This window comes from Pseudomonas sp. P65(2024), assembly GCF_057480955.1.
On record NZ_JBLIYX010000010.1, the window covers coordinates 46,901 to 64,340 of the forward strand.

At 65.0% G+C, this 17,440-nt stretch carries 14 protein-coding genes; 5 read left to right on the forward strand and 9 right to left on the reverse strand.

Going from position 1 to position 17,440, the window contains the following annotated elements; genetic code table 11:
* Nucleotides 1-118 precede the first annotated feature (118 nt).
* Together gyrA and mtnA are read right to left on the reverse strand one after the other, a co-directional pair.
* On the reverse strand, nucleotides 119-2,881 hold the full coding sequence (gene gyrA / locus AC25MA_RS15125; RefSeq protein ID WP_062361520.1) for a DNA gyrase subunit A: 2,763 nt from the start codon (nucleotides 2,879-2,881) through the stop codon (nucleotides 119-121).
* Nucleotides 2,882-3,129: 248 nt separating this feature from the next.
* Complete coding sequence (gene mtnA / locus AC25MA_RS15130; protein ID WP_028690828.1) at nucleotides 3,130-4,206, reverse strand: S-methyl-5-thioribose-1-phosphate isomerase; 1,077 nt, start codon at nucleotides 4,204-4,206, stop codon at nucleotides 3,130-3,132.
* Nucleotides 4,207-4,317: 111 nt separating this feature from the next.
* On the opposite strand from mtnA, the gene AC25MA_RS15135 reads away from it, so the two are divergent.
* The 4 genes from AC25MA_RS15135 (at nucleotide 4,318) to AC25MA_RS15150 (ending at nucleotide 7,867) form a co-directional block, all read left to right on the forward strand.
* Nucleotides 4,318-5,643 carry a TRZ/ATZ family hydrolase gene (locus AC25MA_RS15135; protein WP_486972184.1) on the forward strand — a complete coding sequence of 442 codons (1,326 nt, stop codon included), beginning with the start codon at nucleotides 4,318-4,320 and terminating at the stop codon, nucleotides 5,641-5,643.
* 63 nt (nucleotides 5,644-5,706) lie between these two features.
* Nucleotides 5,707-6,405 carry a bifunctional 2-polyprenyl-6-hydroxyphenol methylase/3-demethylubiquinol 3-O-methyltransferase UbiG gene (ubiG, locus tag AC25MA_RS15140; protein WP_028690830.1) on the forward strand — a complete coding sequence of 233 codons (699 nt, stop codon included), beginning with the start codon at nucleotides 5,707-5,709 and terminating at the stop codon, nucleotides 6,403-6,405.
* Nucleotides 6,406-6,407: 2 nt separating this feature from the next.
* Nucleotides 6,408-7,079 carry an N-acetylmuramic acid 6-phosphate phosphatase MupP gene (mupP, locus tag AC25MA_RS15145; protein WP_028690831.1) on the forward strand — a complete coding sequence of 224 codons (672 nt, stop codon included), beginning with the start codon at nucleotides 6,408-6,410 and terminating at the stop codon, nucleotides 7,077-7,079.
* A gap of 47 nt (nucleotides 7,080-7,126) precedes the next feature.
* Nucleotides 7,127-7,867, forward strand: a complete 741-nt coding sequence (locus tag AC25MA_RS15150) for a YciK family oxidoreductase (protein WP_028690832.1) — start codon at nucleotides 7,127-7,129, stop codon at nucleotides 7,865-7,867.
* 68 nt (nucleotides 7,868-7,935) lie between these two features.
* Here AC25MA_RS15150 and AC25MA_RS15155 read toward each other — a convergent pair whose 3' ends face one another.
* The 7 genes from AC25MA_RS15155 to AC25MA_RS15185 form a co-directional block, all read right to left on the reverse strand.
* Nucleotides 7,936-8,721 (reverse strand): iron-containing redox enzyme family protein, encoded by a 786-nt coding sequence (locus tag AC25MA_RS15155; RefSeq protein WP_028690833.1) that lies wholly within the window; start codon nucleotides 8,719-8,721, stop codon nucleotides 7,936-7,938.
* A 38-nt stretch (nucleotides 8,722-8,759) separates the two neighbouring features.
* Nucleotides 8,760-11,216, reverse strand: coding sequence for an EAL domain-containing protein (locus AC25MA_RS15160; RefSeq protein ID WP_028690834.1), 2,457 nt, complete (start codon nucleotides 11,214-11,216; stop codon nucleotides 8,760-8,762).
* 159 nt (nucleotides 11,217-11,375) lie between these two features.
* Nucleotides 11,376-13,208 (reverse strand): ABC transporter ATP-binding protein, encoded by a 1,833-nt coding sequence (locus tag AC25MA_RS15165; RefSeq protein WP_372454742.1) that lies wholly within the window; start codon nucleotides 13,206-13,208, stop codon nucleotides 11,376-11,378.
* Nucleotides 13,201-13,833, reverse strand: coding sequence for a DsbA family protein (locus tag AC25MA_RS15170; RefSeq protein WP_486972185.1), 633 nt, complete (start codon nucleotides 13,831-13,833; stop codon nucleotides 13,201-13,203). The genes AC25MA_RS15165 and AC25MA_RS15170 overlap by 8 nt, the downstream gene beginning before the upstream one ends.
* Nucleotides 13,834-13,836: 3 nt before the next feature.
* Nucleotides 13,837-14,769 carry an oxygen-dependent tRNA uridine(34) hydroxylase TrhO gene (gene trhO / locus AC25MA_RS15175; protein WP_232854007.1) on the reverse strand — a complete coding sequence of 311 codons (933 nt, stop codon included), beginning with the start codon at nucleotides 14,767-14,769 and terminating at the stop codon, nucleotides 13,837-13,839.
* Nucleotides 14,770-14,974: 205 nt separating this feature from the next.
* Nucleotides 14,975-15,271, reverse strand: a complete 297-nt coding sequence (locus AC25MA_RS15180; RefSeq protein WP_486972186.1) for a BolA family protein — start codon at nucleotides 15,269-15,271, stop codon at nucleotides 14,975-14,977.
* 10 nt (nucleotides 15,272-15,281) lie between these two features.
* Entirely contained in the window at nucleotides 15,282-15,806 is a 525-nt protein-coding gene (locus tag AC25MA_RS15185; RefSeq protein ID WP_028690839.1) for a DUF2059 domain-containing protein, read from the reverse strand.
* A 153-nt stretch (nucleotides 15,807-15,959) separates the two neighbouring features.
* On the opposite strand from AC25MA_RS15185, the gene AC25MA_RS15190 reads away from it, so the two are divergent.
* Nucleotides 15,960-17,354 carry a class II fumarate hydratase gene (locus tag AC25MA_RS15190; protein WP_062361501.1) on the forward strand — a complete coding sequence of 465 codons (1,395 nt, stop codon included), beginning with the start codon at nucleotides 15,960-15,962 and terminating at the stop codon, nucleotides 17,352-17,354.
* Nucleotides 17,355-17,440 lie beyond the last annotated feature (86 nt).

Below are 17,440 nucleotides of genomic sequence, written 5' to 3' on the forward strand. Positions count from 1 at the left end.
GCCAAATAGAACAAATCGTCACTCACAGACCCCGCCAACCCCTGCAGGAGCGAGCGTTGCCTGTTCCAATCAGTCAAACGGGGCGACCTTGGTCGCCCCGTTCGGGTTGTTGCTTCGGTTATTCCTGAGGTGCCTCTTCGGCGCCTGCGGTGTCCTCGCCCACTGCATCGAGCGGGGCGCCCTCCTCGTCCGTCTCGACCAGGTCGTCGAGTTCTTCCTCGGATGGCTCCTGGACACGCTCCAGGCCCACCAGTGTTTCGTCCGTGGCCAGCTTGATCAGCGTAACACCCTGGGTGTTACGGCTCAGGCTGGACACTTCGCCGACCCGCGTGCGCACCAGGGTACCCTGGTCGGAAATCAGCATGATCTCCTCGCCTTCCTGCACCTGGATGGCGCCGATCAGCAGGCCGTTGCGCCCCTTGGTGCCCATGGCGATCACGCCCTGGCCGCCACGACCGCGACGCGGGAACTTGGACAGCGGGGTGCGCTTGCCGAAGCCACGCTCGGAGGCAGTGAGGATCTGCGCGCCGGACTCGGGGATCAGCATGGAGATGATCTGCTGGCCCTTGCCCAGTTTCATGCCGCGCACGCCACGGGCATTACGACCCATCTCGCGCACCACGCTCTCGGCGAAGCGGATCACCTTGCCGGCGTCGGAGAACATCATGACTTCCTTGGCGCCATCGGTAATGGCTGCGGCGATCAGTGTGTCGCCTTCCTTGAGCTTCAGGGCGATCAAGCCGTTGGAGCGCGGACGGGCGAACTGCACCAGCGGGGTCTTCTTGACGGTACCGGAGGCGGTGGCCATGAAGATGTAGGCGCCGGTCGGTTCGGCGGCCCACTCTGGGGTGTCGCCGTCTTCCTCGTCGATCTCTTCGGCCTCAACCAGCTCGCCTTCAATCACGCTGTCATCGCTGTCTTCCAGCTCTTCCTCAGGGTCTGCGTGCTGCTGCAGCGCTTCCAGGTCGATCTGCAGCATGGCGGTGATGCGCTCACCCTCCTCCAGCGGCAGCAGGTTGACCAGCGGACGACCGCGGGCGGCGCGGGAGGCCTCGGGGATTTCGTAGGTCTTCTTCCAGTACACCTTGCCCTTGCTGGAGAACAGCAGCAGGGTGGCGTGGCTGTTGGCGACCAGCAGGTGCTCGATGTAGTCCTCGTCCTTGACGCCGGTGGCCGACTTGCCCTTGCCGCCGCGGCGCTGGGCCTGGTAGGCGGACAATGGCTGGGTCTTGGCGTAACCACCGTGGGAGATGGTCACCACGCGCTCTTCTTCCGGGATCATGTCACCGTAGTTGAGGTCGTGGCTGGCGTTGAGGATCTCGGTGCGGCGGGCATCGCCGTACTCGGCGCGGATCGCTTCGAGTTCTTCGCGGATCACTTCCATCAGGCGCTCGGCGCTGCTGAGGATGCGGATCAGCTCGCCGATCTGCTCGAGGATCTCCTGGTACTCGGCCAGCAGCTTCTCGTGCTCCAGGCCGGTCAGGCGGTGCAGGCGCAGCTCGAGGATGGCCTGGGCCTGCTCCGGCGACAGGTAGTACTTGCCTTCACGCAGACCGTACTGCTCCGGCAGGTCTTCCGGACGGCAGGACTCGGCGCCGGCGCGCTCGACCATGACCTGCACCGCGCTGGACTCCCAGGCGGTGCTGATCAGCGCTTCCTTGGCTTCGGACGGGGTCGGCGAGGCCTTGATCAGGGCGATGACCGGGTCGATGTTGGACAGCGCGACCGCCTGGCCTTCAAGGATGTGGCCACGCTCGCGGGCCTTGCGCAGCTCGAACACGGTGCGGCGGGTGACCACTTCGCGACGGTGGCGAACGAACGCCTCGAGCAGGTCCTTGAGGTTCAGCAGGCGCGGGCGACCGTCGATCAGGGCGACGATGTTGATGCCGAACACGCTCTGCAGCTGGGTCTGCTGGTAGAGGTTGTTGAGCACCACTTCCGGCACCTCGCCGCGACGCAGCTCGATGACGATGCGCATGCCATCCTTGTCGGACTCGTCGCGCAGCTCGGTGATGCCTTCGATCTTCTTCTCTTTGACCAGCTCGGCGATCTTCTCGATCAGACGCGCCTTGTTCAGCTGGTACGGCAGCTCGGTGACGACGATCTGCTGGCGACCACCGACCTTGTCGATGTCCTCGATCTCGGAACGGGCGCGCATATAGATGCGGCCACGGCCGGTGCGATAGGCCTCGATGATGCCCTGGCGGCCGTTGATCAGGCCGGCGGTAGGGAAGTCCGGCCCCGGGATGAACTGCATCAGTTCATCGACCGTGATGTCGGAGTTGTCGATCAGCGCCAGGCAGCCATCAATCACTTCGCCGAGGTTGTGCGGCGGGATGTTGGTGGCCATGCCCACGGCGATACCGCTGGAACCGTTGACCAGCAGGTTGGGGATCTTGGTCGGCATGACCGCCGGGATCTGCTCGGTACCGTCGTAGTTGGGCACCCAGTCGACGGTTTCCTTGTGCAGGTCGGCCAGCAGCTCGTGGGCCAGCTTGGCCATGCGCACTTCGGTGTATCGCATGGCCGCGGCGTTGTCACCGTCCACCGAACCGAAGTTGCCCTGGCCATCGACCAGCAGGTAGCGCAGCGAGAAGGGCTGTGCCATGCGCACGATGGTGTCGTACACAGCGGTGTCGCCGTGCGGGTGGTACTTACCGATCACGTCACCGACCACACGGGCGGATTTCTTGTACGGCTTGTTCCAGTCGTTGCCCAGTTCGCTCATCGCATACAGAACGCGGCGATGCACGGGCTTCAAGCCGTCACGCGCATCGGGCAGCGCTCGCCCGACAATAACGCTCATCGCGTAGTCGAGGTAAGACTGTCTCAGTTCGTCTTCGATATTGACCGGGAGGATTTCTTTGGCCAGTTCGCCCATGAGAAGCCTGATTCCTTTTTCTGGTGAAACTTCGCCTGATCCCTCGAAGGACGAACGAAGCTCGCCGCCGCAGCGCATATGGGGTGCGACGACTTACGACAAATCAATGAGTTGTGACATGGATCTGCGCAATGAAGGCCGCCGCAAAGAGCGGCCTTGGAAACTGCCGGATGGTATCACAAACACGGGACGCATGGGAGATATGGCAGGTTGCCTTGAAGCGCCATCCAAACGGGTGAAAAAACACCTCAATGCAGGCGTTTGCGGCACATCAACTGGGCGATTTTCGCCGTATCCGGACGCTCGACCACACCCCTCTCGGTGACGATCACGTCGATCAGGTCCGCCGGGGTGACATCCACCACCGGGTTGTAGGCCTCGACATCGGCCGTCACCTGGATGCCCGCGACTTCCAGCAACTCTTCTTCGCCACGAGTCTCCAGCGGAATGTCCTCGCCGGTGGCCAGGTTCAGGTCGACGCTGGTGCTCGGCGCCACCACCATGAAGCGCAGGCCGTGGTGCATGGCGGTCACCGCCATCTGGTAGGTGCCGATCTTCGCCGCCACGTCGCCATTGGCGGCGATACAGTCGGCACCAACCACCACCCAGGTGATGCCCTTGGTCTTCATCAGGTGTCCCATGGCCGCGTCGGCGACCACGGTCACCGGCACGCCATCGGCGGCCAGCTCCCAGGCGGTCAGGCGCGAGCCCTGCAACCAGGGCCGCGACTCGCAGGCATAGACCTGCTCAACCATGCCTTCCAGGGTGGCAGCGCGGATCACCCCCAAGGCGGTGCCGAAGCCGCCGGTGGCCAAGGCCCCGGCGTTGCCATGGGTGAGCAGAGCCTGTTCGCTGCCCTGGTGGCGACGAATCTGCTCGACGCCGAACTGGGCCATGGTCAGGTTGGCCTCGCGATCGCTTTCATGGATGGCCACCGCCTCGGCCTCCATCACCGCCAGCACATCCTCCCCTGAACGCAGGCGCTGCAGGCGTTCACGCATGCGGTTGAGCGCCCAGAACAGGTTGGCCGGGGTCGGGCGCGCCTCGCCCAGCAGCATGAAGTCCTCCTCGAGGGACTCCTCCCAGCCGTCACCCTCGGCCAATCGCTGGCGCAAAGCCAGCACCAGGCCATAGGCGGCGCAGATTCCGATCGCCGGGGCGCCGCGTACAGCCATGTCGCTGATTGCCTCGGCCACCTCGTACGCCTGCGTGCAGGCCAGCCAGCACTGCTCCAGCGGCAGCAGGCGCTGGTCGAGCAGGTGCAACACGCCGTCGCGCCATTCGATGCCCGTCACCGTCTCCGCCGCCATCAGTTGCTCGCGCATCGCCTCTCCCCGTCGCCCTGACATCAAAAGCCGGCGATTATAGCGACCCTCAGCCGCGGACGCTCGGGTATACTGCGCGTTTAGCCGAACCAACCCAGGTATATGCCGCGCATGCCCACCGCCATCCCTCTCCTCGACCTGCTGCTTGTGCCGGACTGGCTGGTCCCCGTGGAGCCGGCCGGCGTGGTGCTCGAAGGCCATGCACTGGGTGTGCTGGACGGCCAGATCGCCTGGCTCGGCCCCCGCGAACGGGCACCCCGGGCCCGGGAAGTGCGCGAACTGCCCGACTGCGTGCTGACGCCCGGGCTGGTCAACGCCCATGGTCACGCCGCCATGGCCCTGTTCCGTGGCCTGGCCGATGACCTGCCGCTGATGACCTGGCTGCAGGAGCATATCTGGCCGGCCGAGGGCCGCTGGGTGGACGAAACCTTCGTGCGTGACGGCACCGACCTTGCCATCGCCGAGCAGCTCAAGGGCGGCATCACCTGCTTTGCCGACATGTACTTCTTCCCCCGCGAAGCCTGCGACCGCGTGCACCAGAGCGGTATCCGCGCGCAGATCGCCGTGCCGCTGCTGGACTTCCCGATCCCCGGCGCGCGCACCCCGGACGAGGGCCTGCACCTGGCCATCGAGCTGTTCGGCGACCTGCGCCACCACCCGCGCATTACCGTCGCCCTTGGCCCGCACGCGCCGTACACGGTCAGCGATGCGAACCTTGAGAAGATCCGGGTAATCGCCGACCAGCTCGACGCACCGCTGCACATGCATATCCACGAGACCGCCGGCGAAGTCGAGCAGGCGCTCAAGGACAGCGGCGAGCGCCCACTGGCCCGCCTCGCCCGCCTGGGCCTGCTGGGGCCGAACCTGCAGGCGGTGCACATGACCCAGGTCAGCGACGAGGATCTGGCCCTGCTGGTAGAAAGCAACACCAGCGTGGTCCACTGCCCCGAGTCCAACCTCAAGCTGGCCAGCGGCTTCTGCCCGGTGGAGCGCCTGTGGCAGGCCGGAGTGAACGTGGCGGTGGGCACCGACGGCGCCGCCAGCAACAATGACCTCGACCTGCTCGGCGAAACCCGTACCGCCGCGCTGCTGGCCAAGGCCGTCGCCGGCTCGGCCACCGCCCTGGACGCCCACCGGGCGCTGCGCATGGCCACGCTCAACGGCGCCCGGGCGCTGGGCCTGGAGGCGACGACCGGCTCGCTCGAGGTAGGCAAGGCCGCCGACCTGGTCGCCTTCGACCTGTCGGGGCTGGCGCAGCAGCCGGTGCACGACCCGGTCTCGCAATTGATCTACGCCACCGGCCGCGATTGCGTGAAGGACGTCTGGGTCGCCGGCCACGCCCTGGTGCTGGACCGCCGCCTGATGCGGATGGACGAGCGGACCCTGGCCGCCAATGCCCGCGCCTGGGGAGCCCGCATCGGCGGGCGCAACGAATAACCGGGCGCCAGCCACGGCTGGCGCCCCGTGACACTTTCATAGAAGCTTCAGAGGACTGTTCAGATGAGCAACGTCGACCACGCCGAAATCGCCAAGTTCGAAGCCCTGGCTCACCGCTGGTGGGACCGCGAGAGCGAATTCAAGCCACTGCACGACATCAACCCACTGCGGGTCAACTGGATCGACGAGCGCGTCGCCCTTGCCGGCAAGAAGGTGCTGGACGTCGGCTGCGGCGGCGGCATCCTCAGCGAGGCGATGGCCCAGCGCGGCGCCACCGTGACCGGCATCGACATGGGCGAGGCGCCACTGGCGGTGGCCCAACTGCATCAGCTGGAGTCCGGCGTGGCGGTGGAGTACCGGCAGATCACCGCCGAGGCCCTGGCCGAAGAGATGCCCGAGCAGTTCGACGTGGTCACCTGCCTGGAGATGCTCGAGCACGTGCCCGACCCCTCATCGGTGATCCGTGCCTGCTACCGCATGGTCAAGCCGGGCGGCCAGGTGTTCTTCTCGACCATCAACCGCAACCCCAAGGCCTACCTGCTGGCAATCATCGGCGCCGAGTACATCCTCAAGATGCTGCCGCGCGGCACCCATGACTTCAAGAAATTCATCCGCCCCTCCGAGCTGGGCGCCTGGAGCCGCGCCGCGGGCCTCGAGGTCAAGGACATCATCGGCCTGACCTACAACCCGCTGACCAAGCACTACAAGCTCAGCAACGACGTCGACGTCAACTACATGATCCAGACCCTGCGCGAGGAATGAGCATGCGCCTGCGAGCAGTACTCTTCGACATGGACGGCACCCTACTGGACACGGCGCCGGACTTCATCGCCATCTGCCAGGCGATGCTCGCCGACCGCGGCATGCCGGCCATCGACGACGAACGCATCCGCGAGGTGATCTCCGGCGGCGCCCGCGCCATGGTCGCCGCAACCTTCGCCATGGACCCCGAGGCGGACGGCTTCGAGGCCCTGCGCCTGGAATTCCTCGAGCGCTACCAGCGCGACTGCGCGGTGCACAGCAAGCTGTTCGACGGCATGCCGGAGCTGCTGGCCGACATCGAGAAAGGCAACCTGCTGTGGGGCGTGGTCACCAACAAGCCGGTGCGCTTCGCCGAACCGATCATGCAGCGCCTGGGCCTGGCAGAGCGCTCGGCCCTACTGATCTGCCCAGACCACGTGAAGAACAGCAAGCCCGACCCCGAACCGTTGATCCTGGCGTGCAAGACCCTGGACCTGGACCCGGCCAGCGTGCTGTTCGTCGGCGATGACCTGCGTGACATCGAGTCTGGCCGCGACGCCGGCACCCGCACCGCAGCGGTGCGCTATGGCTATATTCATCCAGAGGACAACCCCAACAACTGGGGCGCTGACGTGGTGGTGGACCACCCGCTGGAACTGCGCAAGGTGATCGACAGCGCGCTGTGCGGCTGCTGAACCTTCGCGCAGCCCCCATTGATCGCAACCGATTTAAGGACAGACCGATGTTCGACTACACCGCCCGCCCCGACCTGCTCAAGGACCGGATCATCCTGGTCACCGGCGCCGGTCGCGGCATCGGCGCCGCCGCCGCCAAGGCCTACGCCGCCCTGGGCGCCACCGTGTTGCTGCTGGGCAAGACCGAGTCCAACCTCAACGAGGTCTACGACCAGATCGAGGCCGCTGGCCATCCGCAGCCGGTGGTGATCCCGTTCAACCTGGAAACCGCCCTGGCGCACCAGTACGACGAACTGGCGGCGATGATCGAGGAGCAGTTCGGTCGCCTCGACGGCCTGCTCAACAACGCCTCGATCATCGGCCCGCGCACGCCGCTGGAGCAGCTCTCGGGCGATAACTTCATGCGCGTGATGCACATTAACGTCAACGCCACCTTCATGCTCACCAGCACCCTGCTGCCGCTGCTGAAACTGTCCGAGGACGCCTCGGTGGTGTTCACCTCCAGCAGCGTCGGGCGCAAGGGCCGGGCCTACTGGGGTGCCTACGGGGTGTCGAAGTTCGCCACCGAGGGACTGATGCAGACCTTGGCCGACGAGCTGGAAGGCGTGGCGCCGGTACGCTCGAACAGCATCAATCCGGGCGCCACGCGCACGGCGATGCGCGCCCAGGCCTACCCAAGCGAGAACCCGCAGAACAACCCGCTGCCCGAGGACATCATGCCGGTGTACCTGTACCTGATGGGGCCGGACAGCAAGGATGTGAACGGACAAGCGCTGAACGCGCAGTAAGGCCCGCTTCGCCGGCAAGCCAGCTCCTACGGAATCGACTGTAGGAGCCGGGTTGCCGGCGAACTGTTTCAGCCCGCCGCCAATGCCGGGCGCAGACGCCCCTGCTGACGCCCCTCGAGCTGCATGCAACGCTCCAAAAACAGGAACATGCAGTCATAGCTCTTGCAGATCGCCCGACGCAGTTCGGTGCGCAACCCCAGCGTGGGGTTCTCGCCGGCCAGGGTGCAGATGATCTCAAGCGCTTCCCAAGGGTGCGCATCATCGTACTGCGCATGCATCTTCAGCCACTTCATCGCGCGCTTGCGGGTGTCCTCGGGGAACCCTTGGGCATAGGTGTCCTCGGCGCACACCACCGCCGACCACTCGCCGGTGGCACCTTCGATGGCGTAGTTGGTGGCCGCCATGGCGATAGCCAACGACTCGGTGGCGCACACCCGCCAGCACCAGTCATTGAGGCCGTTGAGCTCCGGCGGCACTTCCTGGGACTGCAATTCATGCAGATGGATACCGTGTGCCTGGCACCAGTTCACCCAGTAGTCGGCATGGTTGAGCTCGACCCGGATGTTGCGCATCAGCCAGCGGCGCGCCATGTCTTCGCCAGGGTGCCGGGCGTAGCGGGTCTTGGTGAGGTTGTGGGCCATGTAGAGGGAAAACTGCTCGACCACCGGCCAGCCACCGATCAAGTACTGGCGGATGGTCGACTGCTTGAGCTGGCCATCGCGCAATCGCTGGTAGAACTCATGCTCCACCACCCGGCGCTTGCTTTCGCGGCAATCCTCTATCAGTTGTTGAGCCCACTGCGGATAACTGGCCGGATCCATCAATGGTCCGATCCTTACGAACGCGTCGATCACTGTCAGCTCCTTGATTCCCTGTGATTTCCGGGCGTTGTTCAGCGAAAGGTCCCCGGCGCCCGGTGCAGAAGGGGCCTCGCGGCAATCCGTTGGCGCTGCAGGCTGTCGCAGGTGAAGACCTGCGGGCGTTCGATAAGGTATCCCTGGGCGTAGTCAACGCCGATCTCCTGCAAAGCCTGCTCGATCAGCGGTGTCTCGACAAACTCGGCGATGGTCCGCTTGCCCATGACGTGACCGATGTGATTGATCACTTCGACCATCGCCCGGTTGATCGGGTCATCGAGCATGTCCTTGACGAAACTTCCGTCGATCTTCAGGAAGTCTACAGGCAAATGCTTCAAATAGGCGAATGACGACATTCCGGCGCAGAAGTCGTCGAGCGAGAATTTGCAGCCCAGTCCTTTCAATTCATTGATGAATCGGATCGCACTGCCCAGATTGGCGATGGCGCTGGTTTCGGTAATTTCAAAACAGATCAGTCGAGGCGGGATGTCGAACTCGCCAAACAGGCGTTGCAAGTACTCGAGGAACTTGTCATCGCCGATACTTGAGCCGGATAAATTGATGGCGCACATCGCCAGGGGGCCCTCCCGGCCTTCGTCCACGCACTGGCGGATCACCTGGAACACACTGCGCACCACCCAACGGTCGAGCGCGGTCATCAGCCCATAGCGCTCCGCTGCGGGGATGAAACTGTCGGGCAGGATGGTGCGCCCGCTTTCGTCGTGCAGGCGCAGGAGGATCTCGATATGCCCAGGGCCCTCATGGGGATGCAAGGGCGCGATCTCCTGGGCGTAGAGGCAGAAACGGTTCTCCTCCAGCGCCACGTGCAATCGCTGGATCCAGGCCATTTCGCCAAAGCGCATGGACAGCTCACTGTCATCGGCATGATAGACCTGGACCCGATTGCGTCCTTTCTCCTTGGCCATGTAGCAGGCCATGTCCGCCGCGCGCAACGAAGCTTCCAGGGTACTGGGCACCTGGGCGATGTGCACCAGGCCGAGGCTGACCGTGGTTACGAAGGGGCGCCCCTTCCATACGAAATGCAGGCTCTGCACGGACTGGCGCAACTGTTCGGCAATGCGCTCGGCCTGCTCCGGCGGGCAATTCTCCAGGAGCACGCCAAACTCGTCGCCACCCAGGCGCGCGAGGGTATCACCCTCGCGCAGGCCCGACTGCAGCACCGCGCAGATATGCCGCAGCAATTCGTCACCAGCGGCATGGCCGCAGGTATCGTTGACCAGCTTGAACTGGTCGAGGTCGAGGAACATCAGCGAATGGCGCCCGGCCTGGCGCGCCAGGCCGTTGAGCGCCTGCTCCAGGCGATACTCGAACTCCCGGCGGTTGGCCAACCCGGTCAGGGCGTCATGGGTGGCCTGCCAGGACAAATTGGCAATGTACTGGCGCTCCTGGGTCATGTCGTGTAACACCACCACGACGCCACTGACCTGCCCTTCGGTGAGGATGGGCGAGCCCACCAGGTTAACCGACACCGTGCTGCCGTCCAGGCGCTGGATCAGCCGGGCGTGCTCGGCGCCGCCCTTGAGGCTGCCGCTGAGCACCTGCTCGACCAGCGTCAGGCTGTCACCCTCGGCGTTCTCGTCAAGCAGGCTGAACAACGCCGTCAGCGGCAGCCCCTGGGCCTGCACCGCCTGCCAGTGGGTCAACTGCTCCGCGGCCGGGTTCATATAGCTGATGCAACCGTCGACATCGGCGGTGATCACCGCATCGCCGATCGATTCCAGGGTGATCTGCGCCCGCTCCTTCTCCTCCTGCAGTGCACTGGCGAACGCCTGGCGCTGGGCCAGCAGCTTGCTCGAACGTCGCCAGGCCATGGCGATCAGGAACAGCGCGGTGGCCAGGTTGGTGAGCATCAGCACCTTGAGCAACATCCGCGAGCCTTCACCCAAGGCATCGCTGAACGCCTTGGCGGCGGGGGTGACACCGTCATTGATGGCGACGATGCGCGCCTTCCAGTTGGCCACCTGGTGGGGATCGATAACACCGCTGGCGAAACCTTGACGCATCTGCTGGGCCAGCACGTCGAGCTGGCGCAGGTAGTCGTCACCGATGTTCCAGTAATCGATGGCGGTTTCCATATAGCTGATATGACGGAAGTTGCGGTAGAACCAGATGATCCGGGCAACGTCCTCAGGGTGGTTGCCGCCCTGTAGCACGCCCTGGCGCGCCGCCTCCAGGTCCGGCTCGGGTCGATCCAGGGCCAGGCGCAGGTTATGGTCGCCCTGGGGCACCAGGATGGCCCGGCGGTAGCGAGCATAGGTCAACGGATCGCGGTCGTCGGCGTAGAGGTTGAGGTAATAGATGGCGTCCTTCTGCGCCTTGGACCACAAACTCTCGCCTGCCACGTAGGCGCGCACGGCGGACAATGCATAAAGGCTCAGACTGCCCAGCAGTACCTGGAAAACCACAACGGCGACGAAAGGCCAGATGATACCCAGCAGCCTTGGCGCTTCGAGAGTCCGATTTACCTTCATGTAGTCCCTGTCATGGCGGCAGATAAGGCACGAATCGACCTAGACAAGCACAGCGTAGGCCATTTGCCATGAAGGAGCGACAAGCTACCAGCGCCAAGCAGCAAGAAAAAGTGTGCTGACTGCGACTTGCCGCTTGCAGCTCGAACCTTGAGGCTGTTTTCAGGTCTGCTGCAGATGGCCGTAGAGCTTGGCGTACAGGCCGCCCTCGGCGATCAGTTGCTGATGGCCGCCGTCCTCGGCGACATGGCCGCCGTCGAACACCAACACGCGGTCGGCCTGCTTCACCGCCGACAGGCGGTGGGCGATGATCAGCGTGGTGCGACCGCTGAGGAACCGCGCCAGGGCCTGGTGCAGGTTGTACTCGGTGGCGGCGTCCAGCGCCGAGGTGGCTTCGTCGAGAATGACCACCTTGGGCTCGGCCAGCACCATGCGAGCGATCGCCAGACGCTGGCGCTGGCCGCCGGACAGGCGCACGCCGGAACGCCCGACGATGCTGTCCAGGCCCTGGGGCAGCGCGGCGATGGTGGCGTCCAGCTGGGCGATGCGCAGCGCCTGCCAGCAGGCATCGTCACTGCAATCGCGGCCCATGGTCAGGTTGGCGCGCACACTGTCGTTGAACAGCGACGGGTGCTGCAGCACCACCGCGACGTGCTCGCGCAGGGTCTCCAGGCCGATCTCCTGCAGGCTGGCGCCGCCGAAACGGATGGTCCCGGCCTGGGCGCTGTACAGCCCCAGCAGCAGCTGCACCAGGGTGCTCTTGCCGCCGCCGCTGGCGCCAACGATAGCGACCTTCTCACCCGGGGCGATGGACAGGTTCAGCTGGTCCAGCACCGGCTCGTCGGCGTAGGCGAAGCGCAGGTCGCGCACCTCGATGCCGACCGTCTCGCGCCCGGCGAACGGGTCGCTGGCCGCCGGGTACTGCGGCTCATCGGCCCGCGCCAGCAGCTCATTGAGGCGACTGAGCGCGCCCCCAGCGGCGTAGTAGGCATATTGCAGGTTCAGCAACTGCTCCACCGGGCCGATCATGAACCACAGGTAGCTGAACACCGCCAGCATCTGACCGATCGACAGGTCGGAGAACAGCACGGTGAGCATCGCTGCGGCGCGGAAGATGTCGATGCCGAACTGGAACAACAGGCCGCTGGCCCGGCCACTGGCATCGCTCTTCCACTGCGAGGCCACGGCATAGTCGCGCACCTCGCGGGCGCGCAGGCCCAGGCGACCGAGGAAATACCCCTGACGGTTGCCGGCGCGGATCTCCTGGATCGCATCGAGGGTCTCGGTCAGCGCCTGGGTGAAGCGTGCGGTGCTGTCGTTCTCGAGCTTCTTCAAGTGCTTGACGCGCTTGCCCAACTGCACGGTGAAGTAAATCACCAGCGGGTTGAACAAAAGGATCAACAGCGCCAGCTGCCAGTGCATCCAGATCAGGATGGCGGCGGTGCCGGTCAGGGTGAGCACGGCCACCAGGAAGCGGCTGAGGGTTTCGCCGACGAACTTGTCGAGGGTGTCCAGGTCGGTGACCAGATGGGTGGTGACCGTACCGCTGCCCAGGCTTTCGTATTCCTTGAGCGAAATACGCTTGAGCCGCTCGATCAGGCGGATGCGCAGGCGGTAGACGATGTCCTTGGCCAGGCCAGCGAACAGTTTGGCCTGGACCACGTTGAACGCCAGCGCCGCCAGGCGCAGGCCCAAGGTGGCGCACAGCATCAGGCCGATATAGCCCGCGGCCACCTGCCAGCCTGCGGGCAGGAAGTTGTTCATCCACTTCAGTGCGGCGTCGCCATGCCCCAGCAGCACTTCATCCACCAGCAACGGCAGCAGCAAGGGGATGGGCACGCTGCACAGGGCAGCGAGCACGGCCACCAGGTTGGCGGTCCACAGGGCTCGCTTGTGGTGCAGGGCCAGGCGGCGGATCTCCGCCCAGCTCAGGTGATCGGGCACAGCGGGAGACTTCCCTGGCACAGGGTCTGGCGACCCTGGCAGGTCAAGCACAGGCGGCCTGCTGCAGCCAGCGGCCGAGCAGCGGCTGCAGGCTGTCCAGCGACTGGTAGCCGTTGGTCAGCAGGGCCAGCTGGCCATTGCGCTCGGCCAGCAGCGTCGGAAAGCCGGCGATGCCCAGGTCCTGCACCCAGCCGAAGTCGGCACTGGTGGCGGCACGGGTATCGGCGCTGGTGAAGCGCTGCGAGAACGCCTCGCGGTCGAAACCGGCCTGTTCGGCCAGCTCCACCAGTTGCGGGGCGCGGGTGACATCCAGCCCCTGCTCGTAGAACGACCGCTGGATCAGCTTGAGCAGCGCCCAGGCCCGCTCATCGTCCAGCTCGCGCGCCGCGACCAGCGCGCGGCACGCAGGCTCGGTGTCGTAGACGAAACCGTCAGGCATCGCGCCATCGAAACGAAACGGCTGCCCGGTGGCGTCATGCACCGCCTGCCAGTGCTCGAGGATGTACTTGCGGGTCGAGGCATCCAGGGCGCTGCCGCCGCTGCGCAGGCCACCGGGCATCAGGCGGGTGACGACGCCCGCCTCACGCGCCTGGGCGATCAGCGCCTCGGCCACCGGGGCAAAACCCCAGCACCAGGAGCACATCGGGTCCATCACATAGAGCAGGCGTGCGGACATGCATCAGGCCTCGGCTTTGTAGTTGAAGCCGATCGGGTGTGGCTGGTTGCGCGCCTTGGCCAGTTCAATCTGCTTCTGGCGGTCGATGGCGCTGCGCCGGGTCTTCTCGCTCAGGCTGTCCCAGCAATGCGGGCAGCTCACGCCTGGCGAATAGTGCTCCGACTCCCGGTCCTTCACGTCGATCGGATGGCGGCAGGCATGGCACTGGTCGTACTCGCCCTCGCTCAGGTCGTGACGCACGGTGACCCGGTTGTCGAAGACGAAACAGTCGCCGTCCCAGAGGCTTTCTTCCTGGGCTACTTCCTCGAAGTATTTCAGGATGCCGCCCTTAAGATGATAGACGGCTTCGAAGCCCTCACCGAGCATGTAGCTGGAGGCCTTTTCGCAACGGATGCCACCGGTGCAGAACATGGCGACCTTCTTGTGCTTGCTCGGGTCGAAGTTGGCCTTGATGTAGTCGGGGAACTCGCGGAAGGTCTCGGTCTTCGGGTCGATCGCGCCCTTGAAGGTGCCGATGGCCACTTCGTAGTCGTTGCGGGTGTCGATCAGCAGCACTTCAGGGTCGCTGATCAGCGCGTTCCAGTCTTTCGGATCGACGTAGGTGCCGACCGCCTTGTTCGGGTCCACGCCCGGCACGCCGAGGGTGACGATCTCTTTCTTGAGCTTGACCTTGGTGCGATAGAACGGCTGCTCGTCGCAGTACGACTCTTTATGGTCGACATCCACCAGGCGTGGGTCGCTGCGCAGCCAGGCCAGCAGCGCGTCGATGCCTTCACGGGTGGCCGAGACGGTGCCGTTGATGCCTTCGTTGGCCAGCAGCAGGGTGCCTTTGACGCCGTTGTCGACCATGGCCTTGAGCAGCGGCTCACGCAGTTCGACGTAGTCTTCCAGGGTGACGAACTTGTACAGCGCCGCCACGACGATCGGTTGGGTCATGAATCTGAAACTCCTGGTGGTTGCCCTCGTAAGGGGCGGACCGGGTTTGGCATGAAAAAGCATAGGGGCGCCTTACGCCCCTTTCGCGACACAAGGCCGCTTCCACAGGGGGATGCGTATTCCTGTGTGAGCGGCCTTGTATCGCGAAAGGGCCGCAAAGCGGCCCCCGGATTTTGCGAGATTGTACCAGAACGACGGAAAGGATTCAGTGCCCACCGCCGGCGCACACCGGCGAGGCAGGCGCCACGCCGACCGCCGCCCACTCCTCGGGCGTATAGGTGTGGATCGCCAGGGCGTGGATCTCGCCCATCAGATCACCCATGGTGGCGTAGACCTTCTGGTGGCGCTTGACGCTGTTCAGCCCGGCGAACTGATCGCTGACCAGCACCGCCTTATAGTGCGTTTCCTGGCCACGGCTGTGCATGTGGCTTTCGTTGCGCACTTCGAGGTGGTCTGTGCCCAGCGGCGCCAGCTGCTGCTCGATGCGTTGCTGCATGTTCATCGCGTCAGGCTCACTTCTTAGCCGGAGCGGCTGCCTTGCCAGCGCTCGGGTCGAGTTCCTTGGTCATGTCGTCGAGCAGCTTGTTGACCACCGGCACCGCCGGCTCCAGGCTCTGCTGGGTCAACTGGGCCGACTGTTGGGTGACCTTGGGCATCTCGCGCAGGACTTTCTTGCCCAGCGGCGACTCGTAGAACTTGACCAGGTCGTTCAGCTCGGCCTCGGTGAAGGTCGCGGTGTACAGGTCGACCATCTTCGGCTTGAGCTTCTTCCAGCCGATGGCGTTGTCCAGGGCGGCGTTGGCCTTGGCCTGGTAGCTGTCGAGCACCGTTTTCTTGGCAGCCGGCGCCTTGGTCTGTTCGAAACGCTGGGCGAACATCTGCTGGACCTGCATGTACACCGGGGTGCCCAGCTTGTCGGCATTGGCCAGGGTCAGGAATTTCTCGGCAGCGGCATTGTGGCTCGCGGTGGCGGCGAGTACCTGGCCGCTGGCGCAGGCCAGGGCAACGGCAGCACAGAGGACACGAAGACGGGTCATTGCATTTCCTTCAAGAAAGGGAGGCGGGTACCTCAGAGTAGAGCATTCTGCGCCGTGGTGGCGAAGTGCTCAAGTGGCACGACGAGCGACTGAACCGCTGCGACGAATCAGGGCCTAAACTGCGATTTCTGACTACAAAGGAGTGAGCGCAGCATGAGCCGTATCGAGACAGACAGCCTGGGCCCGGTCGAAGTTCCAGAGGACGCCTACTGGGGTGCGCAGACCCAGCGTTCGCTGATCAACTTCGCCATCGGCAAGGAGCGCATGCCGCTGGCGGTGCTGCACGCCCTGGCGCTGGTCAAGAAAGCCGCTGCCCGGGTCAATGACCGCAACGGCGACCTGCCCGCCGACATCGCCCGGCTGATCGAGCAGGCCGCCGACGAAGTGCTCGACGGCGATCACGACGACCAGTTCCCACTGGTGGTGTGGCAGACCGGCAGCGGCACCCAGAGCAACATGAACGTCAACGAGGTGATCGCCGGGCGCGCCAACGAACTGGCCGGCAAGGGCCGTGGCGGCAAGGTACCGGTGCACCCGAACGATCACGTCAACCGCTCGCAAAGCTCCAACGACTGCTTCCCCACCGCCATGCACATCGCCGCCGCCCAGGCCGTGCACGACAAGCTGCTGCCGGCGATCGCCGAACTGTCGGCGGGCCTGGCCGAGCTGTCGGCGCGCCACATGAACCTGGTCAAGACCGGGCGCACCCACATGATGGACGCCACGCCGATCACCTTCGGCCAGGAGGTGTCGGCCTTTATCGCCCAGCTCGACTACGCCCAGCGCGCTATCCGCGCAACGCTGCCGGCGGTCTGCGAACTGGCCCAGGGCGGCACCGCGGTGGGCACCGGCCTCAATGCCCCGCACGGTTTCGCCGAAGCCATCGCCGCGGAGTTGGCGGCCCTGTCAGGGCTGCCGTTTGTCACCGCGCCAAACAAGTTCGCCGCCCTCGCCGGTCACGAGCCGCTGACCAGCCTGGCGGGCGCGCTGAAAACCTTGGCCGTGGCGTTGATGAAGATTGCCAACGACTTGCGCCTGCTGGGTTCGGGCCCGCGCGCCGGGCTTGCCGAAGTACGCCTGCCGGCCAACGAACCCGGTAGTTCGATCATGCCCGGCAAGGTCAACCCGACCCAGTGCGAGGCCTTGTCGATGCTGGCCTGCCAGGTGCTTGGCAACGACGCGGCGATCGGCTTTGCCGCCAGCCAAGGCCACCTGCAGTTGAACGTGTTCAAACCCGTGATCATCCACAACCTGCTGCAGTCGATCGAGCTGCTGGCCGATGGCTGTCGCAACTTCCAGCAGCACTGTGTGGCCGGTATCGAGCCGGACGCCGGGCAGATGGCCGCGCACCTTGAGCGCGGCCTGATGCTGGTGACGGCGTTGAACCCGCATATCGGTTACGACAAGGCGGCGGAAATCGCCAAGAAGGCCTACAGCGAGGGCAAGACCCTGCGCGAGGCGGCGCTGGAACTGAAGTACCTGACCAACGAGCAGTTCGACCAGTGGGTAAGGCCGGAAAACATGCTGGCGCCTGGCGGCAAGGGCTGATCCGGTGGCCTCATCGCGGGGCAAGCCCGCTCCCACGCCAGCCACAAAACGCAGCGTGGGAGCGGGCTTGCCCCGCGATGAAATTA

Bases quoted from the DNA above. Each gene is read 5' to 3' on its own strand.
- gyrA (WP_062361520.1), bottom strand. From the start codon at position 2,881: ATGGGCGAACTGGCCAAAGAAATCCTCCCGGTCAATATCGAAGACGAA.
- mtnA (WP_028690828.1), bottom strand. From the start codon at position 4,206: ATGCGCGAGCAACTGATGGCGGCGGAGACGGTGACGGGCATCGAATGG.
- AC25MA_RS15135 (WP_486972184.1), top strand. From the start codon at position 4,318: ATGCCCACCGCCATCCCTCTCCTCGACCTGCTGCTTGTGCCGGACTGG.
- ubiG (WP_028690830.1), top strand. From the start codon at position 5,707: ATGAGCAACGTCGACCACGCCGAAATCGCCAAGTTCGAAGCCCTGGCT.
- mupP (WP_028690831.1), top strand. From the start codon at position 6,408: ATGCGCCTGCGAGCAGTACTCTTCGACATGGACGGCACCCTACTGGAC.
- AC25MA_RS15150 (WP_028690832.1), top strand. From the start codon at position 7,127: ATGTTCGACTACACCGCCCGCCCCGACCTGCTCAAGGACCGGATCATC.
- AC25MA_RS15160 (WP_028690834.1), bottom strand. From the start codon at position 11,216: ATGAAGGTAAATCGGACTCTCGAAGCGCCAAGGCTGCTGGGTATCATC.
- AC25MA_RS15170 (WP_486972185.1), bottom strand. From the start codon at position 13,833: ATGTCCGCACGCCTGCTCTATGTGATGGACCCGATGTGCTCCTGGTGC.
- trhO (WP_232854007.1), bottom strand. From the start codon at position 14,769: ATGACCCAACCGATCGTCGTGGCGGCGCTGTACAAGTTCGTCACCCTG.
- AC25MA_RS15180 (WP_486972186.1), bottom strand. From the start codon at position 15,271: ATGAACATGCAGCAACGCATCGAGCAGCAGCTGGCGCCGCTGGGCACA.
- AC25MA_RS15185 (WP_028690839.1), bottom strand. From the start codon at position 15,806: ATGACCCGTCTTCGTGTCCTCTGTGCTGCCGTTGCCCTGGCCTGCGCC.
- AC25MA_RS15190 (WP_062361501.1), top strand. From the start codon at position 15,960: ATGAGCCGTATCGAGACAGACAGCCTGGGCCCGGTCGAAGTTCCAGAG.